Annotated in this window: 17 protein-coding genes; 2 read left to right on the top strand and 15 right to left on the bottom strand. The window is 45.8% G+C overall.

What is annotated here, in order from left to right:
* Positions 1 to 11: 11 nt before the first annotated feature.
* The 4 genes from CRO03_RS08380 to CRO03_RS08365 are packed head-to-tail and all read right to left on the bottom strand — an operon-like array spanning position 12 to position 4,670.
* Positions 12 to 953, bottom strand: coding sequence for a polysaccharide deacetylase family protein (locus tag CRO03_RS08380; protein ID WP_097111165.1), 942 nt, complete (start codon positions 951 to 953; stop codon positions 12 to 14).
* Positions 943 to 2,766, bottom strand: a complete 1,824-nt coding sequence (locus CRO03_RS08375; RefSeq protein WP_097111164.1) for an asparagine synthetase B family protein — start codon at positions 2,764 to 2,766, stop codon at positions 943 to 945. Before CRO03_RS08375 ends, CRO03_RS08380 begins: the two co-directional genes overlap by 11 nt.
* Before the next feature lie 28 nt (positions 2,767 to 2,794).
* Positions 2,795 to 3,763, bottom strand: coding sequence for a glycosyltransferase family 2 protein (locus tag CRO03_RS08370; protein ID WP_212682388.1), 969 nt, complete (start codon positions 3,761 to 3,763; stop codon positions 2,795 to 2,797).
* A gap of 1 nt (position 3,764) precedes the next feature.
* A complete protein-coding gene (locus tag CRO03_RS08365; protein ID WP_097111163.1) occupies positions 3,765 to 4,670 on the bottom strand; it encodes a polysaccharide pyruvyl transferase family protein in 906 nt (301 codons plus the stop codon).
* Positions 4,671 to 4,940: 270 nt separating this feature from the next.
* On the opposite strand from CRO03_RS08365, the gene CRO03_RS08360 reads away from it, so the two are divergent.
* Both CRO03_RS08360 and CRO03_RS08355 read left to right on the top strand, forming a co-directional pair.
* Positions 4,941 to 5,651, top strand: coding sequence for a tetratricopeptide repeat protein (locus tag CRO03_RS08360; protein WP_097111162.1), 711 nt, complete (start codon positions 4,941 to 4,943; stop codon positions 5,649 to 5,651).
* A gap of 58 nt (positions 5,652 to 5,709) precedes the next feature.
* On the top strand, positions 5,710 to 6,867 hold the full coding sequence (locus tag CRO03_RS08355; protein WP_097111161.1) for a sugar-transfer associated ATP-grasp domain-containing protein: 1,158 nt from the start codon (positions 5,710 to 5,712) through the stop codon (positions 6,865 to 6,867).
* 27 nt (positions 6,868 to 6,894) lie between these two features.
* Here CRO03_RS08355 and CRO03_RS08350 read toward each other — a convergent pair whose 3' ends face one another.
* The 11 genes from CRO03_RS08350 to CRO03_RS08300 form a co-directional block, all read right to left on the bottom strand.
* Positions 6,895 to 7,965: a sugar-transfer associated ATP-grasp domain-containing protein gene (locus tag CRO03_RS08350; protein WP_097111160.1), complete on the bottom strand. Its 1,071-nt coding sequence runs from the start codon at positions 7,963 to 7,965 to the stop codon at positions 6,895 to 6,897.
* 251 nt (positions 7,966 to 8,216) lie between these two features.
* Positions 8,217 to 9,290, bottom strand: a complete 1,074-nt coding sequence (locus CRO03_RS08345) for a sugar-transfer associated ATP-grasp domain-containing protein (RefSeq protein WP_170948972.1) — start codon at positions 9,288 to 9,290, stop codon at positions 8,217 to 8,219.
* Positions 9,280 to 10,374, bottom strand: coding sequence for a sugar-transfer associated ATP-grasp domain-containing protein (locus tag CRO03_RS08340; protein WP_097111158.1), 1,095 nt, complete (start codon positions 10,372 to 10,374; stop codon positions 9,280 to 9,282). The genes CRO03_RS08345 and CRO03_RS08340 overlap by 11 nt, the downstream gene beginning before the upstream one ends.
* Positions 10,374 to 11,381 (bottom strand): polysaccharide deacetylase family protein, encoded by a 1,008-nt coding sequence (locus tag CRO03_RS08335; protein WP_097111157.1) that lies wholly within the window; start codon positions 11,379 to 11,381, stop codon positions 10,374 to 10,376. Before CRO03_RS08335 ends, CRO03_RS08340 begins: the two co-directional genes overlap by 1 nt.
* Positions 11,381 to 12,286 carry a hypothetical protein gene (locus CRO03_RS08330; protein WP_097111156.1) on the bottom strand — a complete coding sequence of 302 codons (906 nt, stop codon included), beginning with the start codon at positions 12,284 to 12,286 and terminating at the stop codon, positions 11,381 to 11,383. Before CRO03_RS08330 ends, CRO03_RS08335 begins: the two co-directional genes overlap by 1 nt.
* A complete protein-coding gene (locus tag CRO03_RS08325) occupies positions 12,283 to 13,806 on the bottom strand; it encodes a lipopolysaccharide biosynthesis protein (RefSeq protein ID WP_097111155.1) in 1,524 nt (507 codons plus the stop codon). Before CRO03_RS08325 ends, CRO03_RS08330 begins: the two co-directional genes overlap by 4 nt.
* 108 nt (positions 13,807 to 13,914) lie before the next feature.
* Positions 13,915 to 15,360, bottom strand: a complete 1,446-nt coding sequence (locus CRO03_RS08320; RefSeq protein WP_141397741.1) for a polysaccharide lyase — start codon at positions 15,358 to 15,360, stop codon at positions 13,915 to 13,917.
* Positions 15,335 to 16,702, bottom strand: coding sequence for a phenylacetate--CoA ligase family protein (locus tag CRO03_RS08315; protein WP_245861541.1), 1,368 nt, complete (start codon positions 16,700 to 16,702; stop codon positions 15,335 to 15,337). The genes CRO03_RS08320 and CRO03_RS08315 overlap by 26 nt, the downstream gene beginning before the upstream one ends.
* Entirely contained in the window at positions 16,695 to 18,047 is a 1,353-nt protein-coding gene (locus tag CRO03_RS08310; protein ID WP_170948971.1) for a putative O-glycosylation ligase, exosortase A system-associated, read from the bottom strand. Before CRO03_RS08310 ends, CRO03_RS08315 begins: the two co-directional genes overlap by 8 nt.
* Positions 18,040 to 19,155, bottom strand: a complete 1,116-nt coding sequence (locus tag CRO03_RS08305; RefSeq protein ID WP_245861540.1) for a glycosyltransferase family 4 protein — start codon at positions 19,153 to 19,155, stop codon at positions 18,040 to 18,042. The genes CRO03_RS08310 and CRO03_RS08305 overlap by 8 nt, the downstream gene beginning before the upstream one ends.
* Positions 19,142 to 20,395, bottom strand: a complete 1,254-nt coding sequence (locus CRO03_RS08300; protein ID WP_097111281.1) for a TIGR04063 family PEP-CTERM/XrtA system glycosyltransferase — start codon at positions 20,393 to 20,395, stop codon at positions 19,142 to 19,144. The genes CRO03_RS08305 and CRO03_RS08300 overlap by 14 nt, the downstream gene beginning before the upstream one ends.
* Positions 20,396 to 20,397: the final 2 nt, after the last annotated feature.

The following is a 20,397-nucleotide window of genomic DNA, read 5'->3' as shown; positions in this document are numbered from 1 at the left end:
AATCTTTAACCTCAGTGATGTGTCTGCCGCATATTATTGATCAAGCGGGCATGAAACCTGAATGAGTTAACATCCCAGGGAGTAAAACGATTAAGTTTAAAAAGAGAGGAAGAAGAAGTTGAAACGCCCCATTCAAAAGTTACGGCTGAAATAAAACCAGCTTGTTTAACAAGCTGCACGGTGGCCTCATCAAAATCGCGATTAATAAAACCGTTCGGGTAGGCAAAATGCTTCACTGGCTGTCCAATCCATTGTTCAAGTTGTTGTTTACTTTCAAAAATTTCGGCATATTGTTCAACTTCAGGCAGTACCCCTAAAATAGGGTGGTTAACGGAATGAGCACCAATGGTTACACTCCGTTCTGACAAGGTTTTAATTTGGGCTGGTGACATCATTAATGGCGCTTGCTCAGCAGCCTTATTTTCCTGATACATTTTGTCCACTGCAGCTAAGCGTTGAGCAATCGGTAAATACTTTAGTTTCCTCAGCCACTCCTCAGCCAGTTGCCGTCGATGTAACCAATCACCCAGCTTAAACTGCTCACCTTGCAAGCTTAGCTGCTGACGATCTGTGTCTGTAAACAGATAAATAACCCGGTCATTCCACATATTGGAACCATGGCTGAAAGCGGTAGCAATATAAACTGTTGCCGGGATCTTGTACCTGGCCAGAATGGGTTGCGCGACAGTTAAGTTATTCAGATAACCATCGTCAAAGGTGACACAAACCGCGTTGGCCGGCAGGCTGTTGTGCTGCAGGTGGTGCAAGGCGTCATCCAGCGTCAAGGGCGTAAAATAGTCATGTAATAAGCGCATATGCCAGTCGAAAACCGCTGCTGTGGGCTCACTGGGCCGCATTGGGTCTGGCTCAGCCAATACCTGATGGTAAATAAGAATACTTAGTTTATTGCGCCCCAGCAACTTGCCGGTCAGTTGCAAGGCATTATGTATCATTATTGGCCCCATGCTGTTGCAGCCATAACTCCAACACCACAATAATCCAGACCAACTCGCCATAGTAGCCCGAATGACCTTTTTCAAAGGTATCTATTGCCTGATCAACAAATGACGGCTGTAAAATATTACGTTGTTTGAAGCTTTGCATGGCATCTAAAGCAATATGTTGCAGATCTGGCCGCTGTTTCATCCAGACGCCAAAAGGCAGGCCGAAACCATGCTTACTTTTCGATAGGGTTTCATCCGGCAAAAAGCCACGAAAACTGTTTTTATAAAAATCACGTAATTTCTGGCCAGGTGCTTTCAGGCTGGCAGGTACGGTGCAACTAAAATCGACCACTTCCTTTTCAAACAACGGGAAGCGCACTTCAACTCCTGCCAGCTGACACATCTGGTTCACTTTGACTAAGTCATTGTCGGCCAGCGTGAACTTCCAGTCCAGGTACATCATTTTATCTACTGCATTGTCCGCCGAACAGGCGTTATAACGCTCACGTTTTTGTTGTGCCGGCAGATTCGCATCTACCTGTTGCAATATCTCAGGGCTAAACATCTGTCTTAAATCGAAACGATTTACAAAGTTATAACTGTCCAGCCGGTCTGGTAATGGCACTTTGGCCTGACGCACATAACTGCTGGCCTTTTTCACGCCAGGCATTTTATCGGCAACAGGGTTATCCAGCGCCAAGTTTAACAACGCCTGTAAAGGGCTGGGTAGGGCGTTATAGCGCTCAAATACTTTTTGTTTAAAGTAGCGCTCGTTACCGGCAAAAATTTCATCGCCGCCATCGCCTGCCAGCAACACTTTAATACCATCTTGCTGCGCTACTTTGGCACAAATATAGGCCGCCATGGCAGAAGAGTTGCCAAAGGGTTCATTAAAATAACCGGCCACCTCAGTAAAGTGGCTGGCAATTTCTTCCGGCTGCAAATAGTGCACCTTATGCTCGGTATTAAAGTGGCGGGCCGTCAGTAGGGCATATTCTGTTTCATCGTAGCCTTTAGCTTCAAAGCCTACAGAGTAAGTTATCGCCTTGCGCCCATTTGCCTTATTATGCTTCGCAAGCATACCCGCCACTGTAGAACTATCCAGGCCGCCACTTAAAAATGCGGCGCAATCATCACTGATATTGCGCCGCACCGCTTCCGAGATAAGGTCACGGCATTTTGCCATTAATTGCTGCTCATCCTGCTCTGATGTCTGCTCTGTGCCGGTAAAAGCAGGGTTATAATAGCGTTGCTGAGTTAACATGCCGCTGCGGTCAAAAGAAGCAATCACCCCAGGTTCCAGCTTACTGATACCCTTATAAATACTATGCGGTGATGGAATGCAATGAAAAAACAAATAATTGAAGATGGCCTGCGGGTTTAGCTCGGTATTGGCAGCTCCCACTTGCAGCGATGCCATATTGTTGCTGATCCGCAATTCAGTTTTTTTACGCTGGTCAATGTAGCAGGGTATGCTGCCAACATGATCATTGACAATCCGCACTGTGCCAGCAGTTTTATCCAGGATTATCAGCAGAAAAAAACCGGCAATATGTGAGCAAAAGTCAGTGGGTTCACGTTGATAAAGATCCAAAAACCACTGGGCGGCGTTTCCGGACATATAATCCTGGTCGTATGGGCGTAAACGTCCGGATATACAAACAAGCGAATTTTCATTCTCTGCAACATCAATTTTAGAAAAACTACTTAATTCAACTTCTTCTGGAAAACCCGGAATTTTATTTTTCAGGTTGAACTTAACTAAGGTAGCATCCTTATCGTTGTCTGGATTGTAGGTGCTTATTCCATTTTGACACCACATTAAACTATTCCCTTATAAATTGATTCTGTTAACTAGTTTTTTGCACGGTATTTTTGTGATGCAAAAAAAAACTATAAAGTGGCTTTATCGTACATATTAGAGCAAAGATAGTTGCCTTGAAAAGTTTGTAACGACATTTGATGCAACCTTTGAACGAGTCAAGTGCTTTGTTTCTTTCACCTTTCACTAAAGCATTGTATCCGTAGCTAAAATGTCGCTCGCCAATATATTCATTTAACAGTTTTTCAGATATTTGTTCACCTGATGGACATGTGAGTCCAAAATTGGTAATTGCAGATTGTAAAACTAACAAACTAAAATTCTGTTTTTGAACACTTTTTGTAATACTATCCGGATTGTTACGATATACGGCATAAACATTTTTTAGTTTTGTTATGCGGTATTTAAACGAGATACGAAGCCAAAGATCATGATCTTCGCCAATCCTATAATTAGTGTTAAACAAGCCAACTTCTTCAAGAACATCCCGCCTCAACATAACTGTAATGGTTGGTATCACCGATTTTTCTAGTAATTTCAGGTATAGCCAGCCTGTAAAATTCTGTTCGGTTTGCATTGGCAAATATGTTGTGGCAAAGCGTTCAATCATTTCTGCACTTGTCACCTCATGTTCACATACAGCCCACTGGCAATAGCACAAACCGGTTTCTGGATGCTGTTCTAAATAGTTAACTTGAGCAGTGATTTTACCGGGCAGCCAAATGTCGTCACTGTCTAAAAAAGCTATATATTGCCCTCTAGCTGTTTCAAGGCCATTATTTCTTGCTGCTGCTGCGCCCAAGTTTTTTTGCTGGATAATTGTGATTCTGTCACCAAACCGTTGAAGCTCAACAAAACTGCCATCAGTAGATCCGTCATCAACTACAATTACTTCAAAATTTGGATAATCCTGTAAAAGTACACTTTCAACTGCGGCTTTAACAAAGCTCTCATTGTTATAGCATGGCATAATTACACTAACTAAAGGACAAGACATCTCAGATCCCATGGTCTTTTTTAAATAGGTCAACTTTCTCTATTAATTTTGATGTGTTGCGGTCGAACACATGCTGTGCACTTAGTTTTGGAACCGAGTTATTAGCAATAGCAATGATCGCTTCAGTTACATCGATTACATGTTGACCGTTGGAAGCTCGTTTTGGAGGCTTATCCCATGTTGAGCGCCATAATGGTGTTTCCTGTAAACGTCGTTTAAGAATGTTTTTTAGCTTTTGCTTTGTAGTGACATTATAATCGCCTCGCCATACAGGCTTCAAAGATGAAAAGTTGGCTTCTACCTGAACCGACTGTAACCAATCCTGCCATTTATATTCTGAAATATGATCGTAAGCTTTGACCGGGATCCAGGGCACCCGAAAAGAATCGGCCAGAATGGCACCGTGCATCGCCTCTGTTAGCAATGTTTCAGATTGTCGGATACCATCAAAGACTTCTAAAAACGGTTTACGTGGGTCTAGATAATTAATGCCTGCTAACTTGCAAACTGTGGCCCAATCGCCAAGCCTGGCGCTTTCACAATGTGGCATAAAACTGATTTTGTATTTTTTCTCTATATCGTGTTTGTGGAACAAAGGTGCCAGAGAAGCAGGATCAGTTATCGCTATTTCAGCAGGAAGGCCAAGTGTCTTTGCAGTCAGTGGACCACGCACGCAATAAAATCTCCAATTGCTGTCTATGCTAGGTAACTGTCCATAACCATGGCCGGAACCAAATATGGTAACTGCTGGTGCTGCAGGAATGCGGTGATTTAGCAGGGTGCCTACACCGACAAATAACTCTTCATCAGAATCGTTAAAAAAATTGGGGAAAAGCTGTTGCCATAACCAAGGGTTAAGGTCGTCGCCAAAATTGCCTTCGTCATCTTTAAAGTAGTACAGCTTCAAAATACATTCCTTGTATCGCTTTAGATATAATATTCCACTACCGTATTTAAACGCGTTGCTGCTGATATTGCAACAACTGAAACTCTAGTAGGTTGCCTATTTTGCTAAACACGAGTCGGTGTATTAGGTCACGAAACCCATCGCTATTTTTAACAATATTTTGAAAAATTATTGCATCTAGCTTAGCTTGTTGCATGCTATAGTTATAGAAATGCTGAAAACTAGTGTGTCGCGGGCCTGACACTAAAATAAAGTAACAAGGAGGTTTAGATGAAATGGCGTCTTACCGCAATATTATGCTTTTTAGCTGCTTCGCCTGTTTACGCTTTTAATTTTACATTGTCTGAAGCTGAATTCAGAGTTTGGGATGACCGCTGCAAAAAAGCTTTTTCAGGGGTTGGTGCTGGACGCGCATCTGGTTATTTTAGGAATATGAGTAAACAAGAGCAGATGGAGGCGTCCAAGTTTGGTGAAGCGGCTGGCGCAGCCTGGCATTATTGTGCTGGTGTAATTTATTTGCAAAGAGCGGCGATCACTGCGGGGCAAGAGCGTGAGGGTAACTTAAAGCGCGCTGTGGCAGAGATGAGTTTTACCATTAATAAAATTGAACCGCATCATTCCTGGTATCCGGAAATGCATATTGATTTTGCCCGTGCGCACTATACGAGTGGGTTAAAAAAAGAAGCTTTTTCAATTCTACAACGTTTAATCGCCACTCATCCGACTCACTCGCTCCCCTATACTGCTCTTGCCTATTACCTGAAGCGTGAAAATCAACTTGAACAAGCTATTGGGGTATTGCAGAAGGCACCAGAGTTGTTATTAAACGAGTCGGCTGAGCTTAACTACTTTTTGGGTTGGTATTTAATGGAAGATGACAAAGCTGAGGCAGCTGTCCCCTATGCAAAACGTGCTTACGCTTTAAATTATCCGGTACCGACGCTTCGCCAGCGGTTGGCAGCGAAAGGGCTAAATTGGTAGTAGCATTTTTTTAGAAGAACTAATTTTGATTGATTTTGAGTAAAGGGAAATTACCAAAATGTCGATATTATTAAAAAAGGCGTCTTCAGCTTTATGCTGTGCTCGCTATGTGAAGCGACATTATAAACGAGGGTGGATTGCACAGGCGCTAGACATAATCACGCTGTATAGACTTAACCCAACTTGTAATATTTCCGATTATTACGTTTATAAAATATTTGCTGAAACACGCGGGTCAGCTTTATATAAAGAGCTTCTTGGTTTTAGTGGACATGAAGCATTTAGCCGTAACTTAAACGCTCGTACCGCTGTAACTCCAGCTTGGGATAAAATGGTTTTTGAGGTCGTCTGTAAAGCATATAATCTGCAAACTCCAGAACTTTTAGCCGTTTACAAGCCTGCTGGACTTATTCCATGCTTTGTTCCCGCTAAGATCTGTAATGCCAAAGAATTAAAAGACTTTTTGGTCCAATATGATGCTCCTGTTTTTGTTAAACCAGTGAAAGGATCTCTGGGGCAGGGCGCATTTTATGTGGCAGAAGTCGCAGAAAATGGTGAGCTGGTAATTGATAAAAACGGTAATGCTATTAGTTTTGATGCGTTTTGCAAGAGAACGATTGGCCTTACTGGTGCGAAACACTACAACCCTGAGTCGGGGTTATTACTGCAAAAACCTATTGTTCAGCACCCGCTTATAACTGAGTTTACTCAGAATGACTCACCTTCCGGCTTCCGTATGTTAGTGATAAATACCGGCCAGGGTCCTTATATTCACAGGGTGGTATGGAAAGTAGTTGTTCCGGGCAATATCAGTGACAACTTTGACAAAGGCGGTTATGGTAATATGCTGGTGCAGGTTAATCCTACCACGGGTAAGTTAAGTGGTGCAGTCAGCAGTTACTGGCCCAAGGCGAAATTGTATTCCCAACATCCGATATCAGGGCGAGACTTTAGTAGTTTTACACTTCCGTTGTGGGAGCAGGTTACTGCAGAAGCGCTGAGGGCAGCAGGTGCTATTAATGGTATGGGAGCGATGCATTGGGATGTGGTAATTACTGAAAAAGGAGCAGTGTTTTTAGAGCTAAACGATATTGGCGGCACAGATATCTTACAATTACACGGTAAAGGGCTGATGGATGAAAACCTTAAAATTGCCTTGCGTCAAAAGCCTTCTGTGCAAAAGGGGAGCCCTTTTGCACGTTTTATAAATAATTAGTTTTTGTTGCGGGCTATCAATTGATTATTACTTGTCAAGCCAGCCTAACAATTGTTCATGACTTGCATTCATTTTTGTTGTGCCGGTAGCAGTTGGTGCAAAATTAAATTCAATAATTACCGGTTGTTCAGGTGTTAATGCAATGTCCAGCCCCACAAACCGGGTATTAGGTAAAATACTGATAACCCGCTCAGCCAGCGCTATAACCTCTTGTTGAAATGGCAGTTGACGTCCAATCATATTCTCACCACTGTCAGGATGGTTATGATAACAGTGATCGTTATTATCTGGTGGTAAAAGCATTGTAGTTTTAAAGCTGTTTATGTCAATTGAGACACCGAAGCCACCAGCCGTTTTATTGTCAATCAGTTTACCACTGCGGCCAACACGCAAATAAATTGCAATAATCTTCGGGGTGCCGTCAGTTGCTTTACCTACCCAGACTCTTAATGTATTTAAACTGCTGGGGTTAAATGCCGCCAGAGCAGGGTGTTGCTGCAAATATTTCTCGATAATGTAGTCACAATTCTTGTGTGACGTCAGCGACTGATTAAGAAAGTCGGCAATAGGTATAGATGTTGATTTACCAAGCTCCCGAAAAAAAATGCCATTGGAACGTTCTATTTCAACCGCACAAAAGCCTTCACCACCCGAGCCGTTGATTGGTTTAAAACAGATTTTATCCAAGTCTGAGCGCTGTTGCAGCAAGGCAGCTAATTGCTCGGCATTATTTAAAGGTGAACCATCGGTTTTAAAGCCACCAGTGGTTGACAGGTAACCAAGATATTCTGCGTCCGGTATGTTGTAAAACTTCAGTATCGCTTTGGCCATCACTTTATTGCGGGCCAGCATTCGATAATTTAAAGGGTTAACCTTATTTAAAAAGCGGTAGTACTTTTGATCATGCCAGTACCCCAGCTTTTGTTGCCATGGCATATTTTTTTGCCACAACAGATATTTATGATAGTTGCCGGGGCCAAAACCGATCATTATCTGCAGCAGTAGCATTTCTTTAAGTTGCCGGATAAAGGGCAATGCATCTTGGTCAGAGCGAAGCGCCCATGAACGTTTAATCGCGTTGCATAATGTACTTAGCATGGCAATCACGCGTGTGAAAATAAAATTGCTGCAAAGAGATGTAAATTAGCAGAGCGTAATACCATAGCGGTTTCTATTCCTTTAGAAAGTAAGCGTCTTAAATTAGCAGATACAACTGATAACCAAAATGCTATTGCCGCTATAATTTTAGTGATGAGGTAAAGTGAAGTGAAGTGTAGTTGGCTTAGCTTAAATTTACAAATATGTAATAAAAAATTCTAAATTATTTTTGAGAGAACTTCATAGTTTAGTTACTCCTCTAACCAGCCTAAGAGCTGCTGATGACTCATATTCATAGCAGAAGCACCAATAGCACTTGGCGCCAGGTTAACTTCGATAATGACCGGTTGCTCAGGGGTAAAAGCGATATCTAAACCGACGAAACGTGTTTTTGGTAAAATATCTGTAACTTTTTCTGCCAGATCAATAACATGCTGTTGGAAAGGGAGTTGTCGCCTTGTTATGTCGTAACCACTATCCGGATGGTTCCTAAAGCATGAACCACTTGTTTCTAGAGGTACTATGTGAGTTGTTGTAAAGCTTTGTGGGTCAATTGCAATAACTAAACCACCCCACATAGTGTTGTCTACTAAACTACCAGCACGACCAACTCTCAAAAATATGCCGATGATCTTCGGCGTCCCAGCTTTTGTTTTACCTACCCAAACCCTTAGAGTATTTAAACTGCTGGGGTTAAACACTGCTAAATCAGCATGCTGTTCCAAGTAATTCTCGATGAGGTAGTCGCACCCCTTATTATTAATTAGCAGCTGATTAATATAATCAGCGATTGGTAAATTTATGTCTTTGCCTAGCTCTTGAAAATAAAATGTCGTGTTATCACGTACGATCTTTACTGCACAAAAGCCCACACCGCCTGAGCCGTCAACTAATTTAAAGCAGATTTTATTAAGGTCGGGTCGCTGCTGTAGCAGATTGCTTAATTCTTCTGCGGTGTTTAGTGGCAAACCATCTGTGCTAAAACTACCTTTTGCAGATAAGTAACCCAGGTATTCGGCGTCAGGAATTTTGTAAAAATTTAATATTGCCTTGGCGATGACTTTGTTGCGTGCCAGCATCCGATAGTTTAGTGGGTTTACTCTGTTTAAAAAGCGGTAGTATTTCTGGTCATGCCAATAGCCGAGTTTCTGTTGCCAAGGCATATCTTTTTGCCACAAGCGGTATTTATGATAATTACCTGGCCCAAATCCTGTTATTAACTTGAGCAAAAGCATTTCTTTAAATTGCTGCAGAAACGAAAGTGTATTTTCTTCATGTTGATTTAGCCAGGATAGCCTTAGTGCTTTAACAAGATTATTTAACACACAGATTCCTGGCAGCATATCGCAATTTTATGGAAGGAATGTTGCCATGTGCGGCACCATCTTTATCGGGTGCTACATTGGATTCAATCAGCAACGGGCCTTGTTCGGTCATTGTAATATCCAGCCCGGCAAAGCGGGTATGAGGCAGTGATAACAAAACCTTTTCAGCAAACTGTTTAATTGACTGCCATTGCTCCAGCAAAACTCCGGCAAGGAGAGCGCCATGATCAGGGTGCTGACAGATTTCGTCGCGATGCGGGGTTTTCTTTATCAGTCCCGGCTGTAGTTCACCTGTTTCAAGATCAACCGGGCACATGATGCCGCCGGCAGAAGCATTATCGATAACCTTGCCGGCCCGGCCAATCCGTAAGTAGCCACCAATCACCTCAGCCTTATGGGGTGTAGTTTCCAGCACCCATAACCGCAACGTATTTAAGCTGGAGGAGTTAAAACTGGCGAACTGAGCAGATTGCTGAATATAGGCTTCCAGCATAAACTCTGGCTGCCGGCCTTTCTGCTGATAGGCACTTATAAGCTTCTCCACGCTATATGGTCGCTGCTCACCGACAGATTGCAGTTGCAGTGCTTCGCCATCAGAACGGATGGCAATGGCCAGTACCCCTGCGCCACCAAAGCCTTCCAGTGGCTTTACCATCACTGTACTACCAATATGCTGCTGCAGAAACTGTTGCAGTGACTCAACTGTTTGTAACGCATCGCCGCTATTGGTAACACCGACAATTGGATGAAAATAGCCAAGCATGGGTGCGGTGGGTATATGTAGCAGCTGATATAATGCTTTTTCCGACAATTTGCTTTGGGTAATTTTGCGATAAAGCGGTGGGTTAAGTATATCCAAGGCGTTGTAATACTTGCTGGCAGAAATATGCAGCCACTTATCGGCTTCTTTAAAGTTTTTTCTGGCCATTCCTGCTACTACAAAATAGCGGGGCCCCAGCCTGGTTTTCAGGCAGAACCAGCAGGTTTGCCAAACCATTTTTGGAAAGGAAATGCCGGCCAGTTGCGCTTCTTTTTTTAGCATTGCCAGGGTGTCGTTTAATCTGTTGATATAACCGGCTATCATCAACTGCCTCGTTTAAACAGGGACGCAACTGAGCGCAACAGGGTCATCACACCTGTAACCTCAGCTTCAAATTCCAGATCACTGATAATATCACTATCAACCAGACGTGGTAGTGTCAGGAGGGGAGTGCGATAGTTGATCAAGCCAATTTCGGTCGTGGTAGCCGTTTTTATTTTCATCTCACGAAGCACATTTAACTGCTCCGGCCGGTGGTTGCCGCTTGGGTAACAAAAATGTTGTGCTTTTTTGCCAGTAAGCTGAGTTATCAACTGTTGATTATCGTTTAGCTCTGCACACATTTCAGATGAGGTCAGTTTAAAAAACTTATGGCGGTGTGTGTGTAGCTCGATGGCCAGACCTTGTTCAGCCAGTGCAGTTACTTTCTCTGGAGAAAGAAACATTAATTTACCGTTATGCTGCCAGCTTGAAAGGTCTTCACCAAAATAAGAGGCCAGCTCTTCTAAAATGGGCTGCTCGTAGGCTGAATCCAGTTCTGCTGCCAGCGACAGCACGTCATTCAAATCTAACTGCTGTAATGTGGTATAAGGCGATAAACAGCTTGTTTCTGCCGGGAGAAAAAGCCCTTTATGTTTCCAGAATAAGTAACTAGCAGCCAGGTTAAATACCGGCCGCTGATTTTTAACAAAATACGTGCATAAATATAAGGTTGCGACAAACTGATACTTTTTAAGAGAGGGCAACATACCTTGCTCAATACCAGCCCAGCCATCGTCGATGGTAATAACCAGGGTATCTTTGCAATATTGGCCAGCCTGATGTTGCCGGTATAACTCATCCAGCGATACCGGCTTATAACGCCATTTCGCAAGCAGTGCCATCCGTCTGGCAAAGGTATCGCTTCGCATAAACAGCCCGGGTGAGAACTGATATTCGTCATCTACCGCAATGCCGTGGTAACACAAAATGCGTGGTTGTCGGGCAGTTATTATTTTTGCCAGACTAAACAAACCAAGCCAGCGGAACAAGGTTAAAATAAAGGTTTTCATCAGACCGTCTGCCTTTTATACCAGGCAAGCAGCCGGCTTCTGGGGATAAAAATAACATAGTTTTTCGGCTGGTACTGGCCAGTAATAAACGCTTGCTTGCGTGTTGCTGAGCGACTAAAGGCGCCACTTTTCCCACCCTCTTTATGAGAATAAAACCAGCTGGCCTGCATTTCCCTGAGTAGCTCGCTGATAAATGCCAGATGCGGGCTAATGTCAGGCAGCGCCGGATCATAAAACCAACAGGCACCAACCACCCCTTTTAGTTGTGGATTAAGTAGTAGTAGCTCAGCCAGCTGCAGGCATGTCTGGTGCCAGCCGGCGGCGGTTAACTGGTTTATTTCTGATAAATGAATATGCAGCCGGCACACTGGCTTATTGCCTCTGGCGTCGATTAACGCCCGAATAAAGCCCGCCGCCTGCACAATGCCATTGCTGTACAGTAACGAACGTTGAATAGCAGAACAGGGTTCAACTACCCGTTCAGCGCAGGGCAGCAGCGCACCGGTTAATAAGCCAATATCTTTAAGAAACCTGTCATCCGTTGCTGGCAATTGGGTTTCTGAGGCGTTGGCCCAAAGCTGAAAAATACGCTGTAAGCTGCGCTGGTAGTTATTACTTATCTCGCTTGTCATGTTAAGCGGTAAAGGTTGCAATGAAAAATCTGCAATCAGTTTCAGCATCAGCAATCTGGCCAGTTGATCCTTAGCACAACTAAGTTGCGCCGGCAAGGTAGCTAAGTTTGTCAGTAAGTCAGGTCGCTGGTTATATGCCTGATAAGGTTCTGCTGCAGAACAGTGCTGTTGCAGCTGTTGCAATGCCATATTGACTGCGTTGTCCAGCAACAACGGGCTAAGTTGTAATTGCTGTAGCGCAGCTTGCTGAGTGCTCACCAGAGTATCAGTCATGGCAAGGGCCCAGCGGATTTTGGCGGAAAGTTTTTTAAGCGCAGCCTGCTGAAAATATTATGCTCAAAGCCTTCCGGGTAGCCCTGCAAATGCCAGATAAGTAATGTAACCAGGCTGTAACTAACGACGCCAGTCAGGGTTTCCAGCAATAGCTGGAGCAGCGTTATGCTTAACATAACAGACGATTGCACCGCCCACACCGCCAATGCCATAGTTAAACCGGCTGCAACCGGTCGGATAAATGCCCTAAGCAGGTCGCGCAGTGGCAACTTTAAAAACCGCATAATTGCTGCCTGTACCAGCAGCACCATTATCAGAGTAGAGCCAAGCCGGGCCTGGCCTATACCAATTAAACCGTTATAGTCCAGCAATGGAATAAATAGTGCAAAAAATACCGCTAACCGGCTGAAGTTAATTATGAAGGAGATATGAGGCTTGCCTGCTGCCAGATAAATATAACTATTGTTAGAAGTAATACTAAAAAACATATTAGCGAGCGCCAGTAATTGCAGTAGCGGCACCATGCTTACCCATTGCTCGCCCAGTAACACGCTAACCAGTAATGGCGCGACCAAGGCAATGCCAATGGAGGACGGAATGGTCAGGCTGGCCGTTAACGCCGCAGTATTTAGGTAGGCCTTTTTTAACTCGACCGGATTATCCTGAAAGCGGGAGTAGACCGGGAATGTAGCAATATTAATAGGCACAGCCATATGCGATGTGGGTAACTGGCCAATTTCTTTACTTAGCGAGAAAAAACCGAGGGCAGCGGGTGACAGCGCCTTACCGACGATTAACTGACTTACTTTATCGTTGATAAAGTGCACTACATTGTTAAGCAGCAGCCAGCGGGAAAATTTAAATAACTTATTAAAAGATTTAAAACAAACGCCTGGCCGGAACGGATGCATTATAAAACTATAAGTCGTTACAACTAACTGATTACATAAAACCCCGAAAACCAGTGCCCAATAATTACGCAATATAAAGGCCAGGCTTAAAGTAATAACAAAACTGATTATCTTAGGCACCAGTTGCAGTTGCAATTCCTTGCGGAAATTTAAGTTACGTCTGAAATCAATAACCCCGATATTGTGCAGGCCAGACAAAATACTGACAAAAGCCAGCACGTAAATCACTGGCTGTAACCGCGGGTCCTGATAAAAGTTGGCGACTACAGGTGCGATTAATACCAGACAAGTCGCCGCGACAAAGCCAAACAACACATTAAATGTCCAGGCACTATTGTAGTCGTCCGGTGTATTGTTTTTTTGCTGAATTAAAGCCGTGCCCAATGCCAGGGCACCAAACAATTCAATAAAAGCATAGATTGCTACGGTAATGGCCACCAGGCCAAAATCTTCTGGTGTCAGTAGCCGGGCCAGAAATATTGTGCTGACTATTCCAAGCGATTTAATGCTTAAACGGGTAATCAACATAAAAACTGAACCAGAATAGACTTTATTCTGGTTATGTTTATTTTGCTGTTCCTGGCTATCCTGGCCGGATGAGGAGGGCATTACAAAAAATCCATTTTATTGAGTAAATTACAGTGCATTTATACCAATAAAGCGCCGCAATAGCCAGTAGCCCGGCTAAACTGACTGCTGTTTTCGTCGTTAAAATACTTATTCGGTCGCCAGTATTACATTATCGATATATAGCTCCATTTGCTGGATGGGCTTGGCCACGCCACCATGGTAAAAATTCAGCCATAAACGTTCTATTTTAAGATCGCTGGTATCACGAAAACGAATATTGCTGCGTTCAAACACCTGCTGCTGATCCACCCAGGCTTTTAGCACGCCGTTTGGCTTACCGGGGGTATTGAGCTTTACGTACTGGGTGATCCGGTACCATTCTCCGGGTTTTATCGGGTTGCTGCCGGTATTCCAGTACATGGCAGCACCATGGTTCTGGCCATTGTCCGGATAATAGGCATAAAACCCCAGTGGGGTGCTGTTGTTAAACTTATCATCGCTTTTTACGGTATCGCCAAACTGACCGCGGGCCGACCAGCCATTTGTGCCATCAGCAGAGCGGCCGCCCCAGCCTGCTCTATTATAAGTACCGGCTAAGCCGGGGAATTTTCCGCCACCTTTAGTTGCCAGCCAGTTGTCATTCAGATATAAATCATATTGAAAATATAAGGCTTCCGGCTCTGCATCCTGGATAGATTTAAGCAACAAAACCAGATTAAGCGCCGTATTTTGTGATGGGTTAAATTCGACTTTCAGCGCAGTATTATCGGGCCGCTGCGGCGCTGTTGCCTGCTCAGCCAGGCTGCGCCGGTCAAGGCTACTCCAGTTTGCAGCCCAGTTACTATCAGAAAAATCTTCTTTAAAAATGATCTGACGCGATTCAAAATCTGCCAGCTGATCTGGCTTTTCTGCCTGGTTTGCTAACCAGAATACCCCGATATTACCGGAGCCATATTGCTTTTTTACGGTTAGACGTAGTTCTGCTGAAACAATGTCTTCATTGGCTGTAAGCTTTGGTTTCCTGAACTGGAGTAACGTGACGTTCTGGCTTCCTGCCTTTAAGTTTTTACTGTGGCCAAGCGAACGGTAGGTGCTGCTATCCAGATAGGTATCCATTACTGCGCTGGATTCAATAATATTACCGGTTGATGTGGTAATGGTAAGTGTTGGCGCTTTACTGTCAGCCGACTCTTTGCTGTGAAATACACTATTACCCTTACTATTCTGACCATGCAACAGCAAGTCGATAGTAGGCAATTCAGTTCTGCCAATACGCTTGACCAGCTCAGTTACCGGCCAGTTCAGACTCTTGCCTGTATGTGCGCTGCTGACTTGCAGCTCGGCAAAGGGGTGCTCACCGAGAAAAGTCATATTCTTGTCTATCCAGACGCCCATCTTATCAGTTGGCCAGCTGATATAAGCCGCGGCATAACTGTAGCTACGACCGGCACCAGACAGTTGTTTATCGCCTTCATGCCAGTCAACGGCCGTTATCTGTTCAGTTGTCAGCGGGGTTGCTTGTACGGCACCTATTGCTATCAGGCAACATAGCGCCAGGTAAGCTGTTTTAATAATCCATTTTAGATTCAACATAACGATGTTTTCCATTTCGCAGGCTGGCAATCGTATCCAGCTGCTTAAGTGTGATATTGCAGTCAGCCCCCAGGCGCTGCTTAAACTGGCTGATAATTTGTTCAGCCAACGACGAGGAGAGCGGGGCGACGGCAACCAGCTGTACTTCAACGTCTGTCAGGCTGTGCTGGATAATTTTAAACTGTCTGATTTCTTCTAAATCGCGCAGCACATAAATCAGCGATAAGGCATGCAGTTTATCGCCGGCTGTGGTCAGCATAAAGTCGGTTGTTCTGCCGCTAACCTGGGCTAATACCGGTAGCCCGCGACCACATTGACACGGTTCGCTACTCAGGCGTCCCATATCGCCGGTACGGTAGCGGACAAAGGGGAACGCCTGAGTTTGCAGATGAGTAATTACAATTTCACCGCTTTCACCCACCGGCAGTACCTGGTCATTGTCGCCAATTATCTCGACGATAATATCTTCAGCACTGATATGCAAACTGCCGGCCGGGCATTGATGGGCAATAAAACCGGCGTCACGGGCGCCATAACCATTGGCAACCGGACAAGCGAATACCCGCTCAATAACCTGACGCTGATGTTCAAACAGCATTTCCGAAGTGACAAATACCACTTTAATACCAAGTTGCGCCAACGACAGCTGGCGCGCTTCCGCTGCCAGGGCTAACTGATGAATAACCGACGGGTAACCAAACAGCATTTTCGGTTTTAGCTGCTGCAATTGTTGCAGATAGGCCTCGATATGGGCCGGGGTAAACTCAAATGCCGGTAGCAGGTATGAGCGAAACAGGCTATCGCGGATTTTTTTAATCCGGTCCTGTTTACCCAGCTCAATCGGCGAGCCCCACAGCACCACTTCCGGGTCACCAATATCTACATCCCACCAGCGGGTGGCTCTGAGCTTGGCGGCAACATCATGACTGACCCGCTGTTTGCCCATATAAAAAATTAATGGCACGCCGCTGGAGCCGCCAGTATTGTAACGCTGCAGCTGCTGTTGCGGCCCACTGCACAGGGCCTGTTGATTATCAGTAATAAGTTGCTTGGTTAAAAACGGCAGTTTCTGCAGATCGGCGACGGTGTTGATATCACTGGCAGTAAGCCCCCGGGTTTTCAGCAGCTGCTGATAGTAGGGTGACTTATGGCTAATCTCAGAAATAAATGCCTGGAGCCGGCGTTGCTGCTCATTGGCTATCTGTTCTGCCGTTAACCATTGGCTTTGTTCCAGCCTGGCCAGCATGGCGTAAGTGCTATGGCCTTTTAAGCGCTCATGTAGCCGGAACAAGACGTTACTTACCAGTTGGGTATAGAAGCTAGTCATAACTGGCTTATTCATAACTGTTGGGGGCCTGTACTTTAAAGCGGTCAGGGTGCGGTTGTCCTGCTTCGGCTAACCGCTGGTCTTGCTGCTGCTTTTTCTCAGCCGCTTCCGCCGCTAATTGCTTTTTAACCACTACCTGCAGCGCGACCACGGTGACAACCAGATGGTAAGGCAAATCGAAATAAGCTAAACCGAGAAATGCGCCGCCGGATGCGTAGGCAATTAAACTGCACTGCAGCATTTTGGCCAGCAACGCTGCCCATTTTAAGTCGTCCCGTTTATTGGTTAACTTGATGGTTTTTTTGGCGCTACGCCAGGTACTGAGATAAATCGCCAGCCATAAGGCGAAGCCAATAAAGCCATGATGGCCCATTACCTGAAAATAAATGCTATGTGAGTCGTGCTGGCGATTCGGTTCAGGGGCATACAGGTAAAAGTGCTCAGCTTTAAAACCATTTAAACCGCCACCAAAAGGCCGGTCTTTGGCCATATTATAAGCCATTTCCCAGGCGTTAAAGCGGCCTTTAACCGAGCCATCATAGCTTTCCCGATCGGGTTCTATAATGGTGGCCATCCGGTCATGCCAGCGATCGGGCATAAACTGATAGACCACCGGAGTAGCGAGCAGGATAACCAGCGCTACTGCCAGCTTATTCGGGCCTTTTAACCAGAGAAAAACGCCAACACAAATACAGGCAACCAGGCCGCCGCGGCTTTGGGTGCCTAATGCTGCTAAAACAGACAATCCCATAACCGCTAATAAGCCTAACTTTAACCAGCGCATATTTGCCGGCACCAGATAGCGTAAATAAAACAAAATAGGTACGATAATCAGCAAGGTCAGGGCCAGTTCATTATTGCCGTAAAAGAAGCCGCCGGTTGGTCCCCAGACCCGACCACCACCAGCGGTTTGAATGGTATAAATGCCGCCTTTCACCCCGTAAAAACCGATACTAAGCGCGACTACCCATAGTGCTTGCTCAATTCGCTGGCGGCTGGTAAGCAATGCCAGAATGATCAGGGTAAAAAACTGAATTTTCATGATTTTTTCAAATTGTGATAATACGTAGGGATCTTTCACACTCATAATAAAGGTGATCACCATCCAGATATTAAACAGCAGTAGAAAGACAATAGGGCTGTGTAGCGGGATCCGCTTCGGTTCTTTACTGAATAAATAACTGACTAAAAAAACCAGGCCAATAATGGCGGCAATAGGCAGAGTTTGAATAAAGCCCCAGCCTAGGCGGTGCGGTACCATATAGCTTATCCAGCACCAGACTAAAACACCAAAAAACGGCCGGCGCAAGGTAAGTGGGATACAGGCAATAATAACAAGTAGGATTAGATAATCACGCATTTGCACACCTGAAATGTTCATAAAGAGCTAACCAGCCCGGCAGTACCTGCGCTGGCTGATATTGAGTTACTTTTGCCTGTGCATGCGCCGCAAGTTGCTTAGCCAGTTCCGGCCTGGCAACCAGAGTTAACACTGCCGCTGCCATTTGCTCAGGGGCTGCGGCTGCTACCAGCAAGGCATCTCGCTGGTGCTCCACCATATACGGGATGCCACCGACATCAGTAGAGACCACCAGTACGCTTGCTGCCATCGCTTCCAGCAGCGAGTTCGGCATATTATCGGCGGTGCTCGGGTTTAACATGATATCAGCACTGGCATACAGCTCCGCCATTTGTGGCCGGTCTAACTTACCACAAAAGGTTACCTGGCTGTCGAGTTGTAACTGCTGCACCAGCGCGACCAGCGCCGGCCGTTCCGGGCCGCTGCCGGCAATACTTAGCCGCGCCTGTGGCAGCTGTTTGCTGATAATTGCAAAAGCACGGATTGCGGTGGCGATATCGTAAATAGCTTCCAGATTGCGGGTAACCACCAAATGTGGCGCAGTGGCTAAACTGGCTTTCAGAGTGCCATGGAAAATAGCGGTATCAACGATATTGGGAATGATTTGGCACTTCAGCTGATAGTGCGCAAAGACGCCCTGCAAAAAAGCGCTGGGGGTAACAATAGCGCTGGCCCGGCGCAGTGAAGGCAACACCCAGCGCCGCTGCCTGGCTAAAAAGTCTGCCGCCAGACCGCCGCGATAATTAACGATAACCGGCACCTTATGCCAGTGAGCAATCCAGATAGCCGGTGCAGCAAACAGATGCCAGGCCCAGCCGGAATTGGCCATTAAATGGATAACATCGCTGTGCTTGCAGGCCTTATGCAACTGCCAGAAGTAGGGGAGCAGCCGGAACAGCGCCCTTAACACCGGAATGTTAGCAACCCAATGTGGCTGGTAGGGCGGGTTTACTGCAATCAGCTTTACATTCAGCTGGTTAGTGTCAGTCAGCAAGCGCAGTAACTGCGCTGTTTGCATCGCCATACCGCCAGCGGGAGGGGGCACCGGCCCCACCAGGGTTACTGCCAGTGGTTTAGGCACAGCGCCGTTGTTGTTAGCGTCGATCACTTAACACCTGCTGATAAACCGGCAGAATTGCTGCCACCGTATGCTGCCAGGTTCGCTCTTGTGCCACAAAGTTGCGACCATTTTGCTTTATTCTGGGCCAGTCTTCACGATTGCTTAACAGCTCAGCTAATACCCTGGCCAGTTGCGCCGGGTTGTCCGGTTCAAATAAAATACCGGTGTCATTGTGGCGGATCAGTTCACGGTGGCCACCGATATCAGAGGCGACAACCAGCCCTTGCTGGGCCATGGCTTCCAGCGGTTTTAGCGGCGTTACCATCTCGGTTAAGCGAATGGCCTGGCGCGGATAAATAAACATATCTGCCAGGCTGTAATAGCGGCTGATAGTATGGTGGTCGACCCGGCCGGTAAAAATAATGTAGTCACTGATGTTTAACTCTTTTGCCTGCGCTCTGAGCGCGGCCTCCTGTAAGCCGCCACCCACTAGTAACAACCGCAAGTCCGGGTGCTGCGGCTGCAAACGCGCAAAGGCATCAAGCAGGATGTGCAGCCCCTCATAGCGGTAAAATGAGCCAAGAAAGCCCAGTACCGTTTTACCCTGTAAATTCAGGCTGTGTTCCAGCTGCTGATCTTTACAGAGCACCGGATTAAAAGCGCTGATATCAACCGCGTTAGCGACAACGGTGATCCGATCTCTGGCCACACCCCATTGGGCAATTTGATCAGCTAAACCCTGGCAAATAGTAACGACGTAATCGGCGCTTCTCAGCGCCTTTTTTTCCAGGTACTGGCCAATCCGGTAGCGCAAATCGCCTTCTTTACAACTGCCGTGACTGACTGCTGCATCTTCCCAGGAGGCGCGCATTTCATACACCAGCGGAATATTAAATCGTCTGGCAACTTTAGCCGCCGCCAGGGCATTGAGGGAAGGCGAGTGGGCATGAATGATATCTGGCTTTTGTTGCTGTACCATCTTAGTCAGTTGGCGTTCCAGCTGGTTGATCACGTCCAGCTGACTGAGCACCGGTAGTTTTGCCAGCAGACCGGGCTGAGTGCGTTGAAAAGTTAAACCGGCTACCTGTTCTTCAGCTGGCCCTGCCAAATAATGTTTGCTGCTGGTCAGCTGCCGGGTGCTGATATTGAGCCGCTGTTGCTGTTGTAAAATCGCCAGGCTGCGAAATGCATAGCCACTGTGCAGAGGCACCGAATGGTCAAAAACATGCAAAACCTGTAACGGTGCTGGTTGCGCCAGCTCCTGTTGTGCAGCTTCTTGTTGCGCCATAT

This window comes from Arsukibacterium tuosuense (assembly GCF_900215315.1).
In the GTDB taxonomy this organism is placed as follows: Bacteria; Pseudomonadota; Gammaproteobacteria; order Enterobacterales; family Alteromonadaceae; genus Alishewanella; species Alishewanella tuosuense.
Note: the sequence above shows the minus strand (reverse complement) of the source record. Positions and strands in the feature narration are given on the sequence as shown.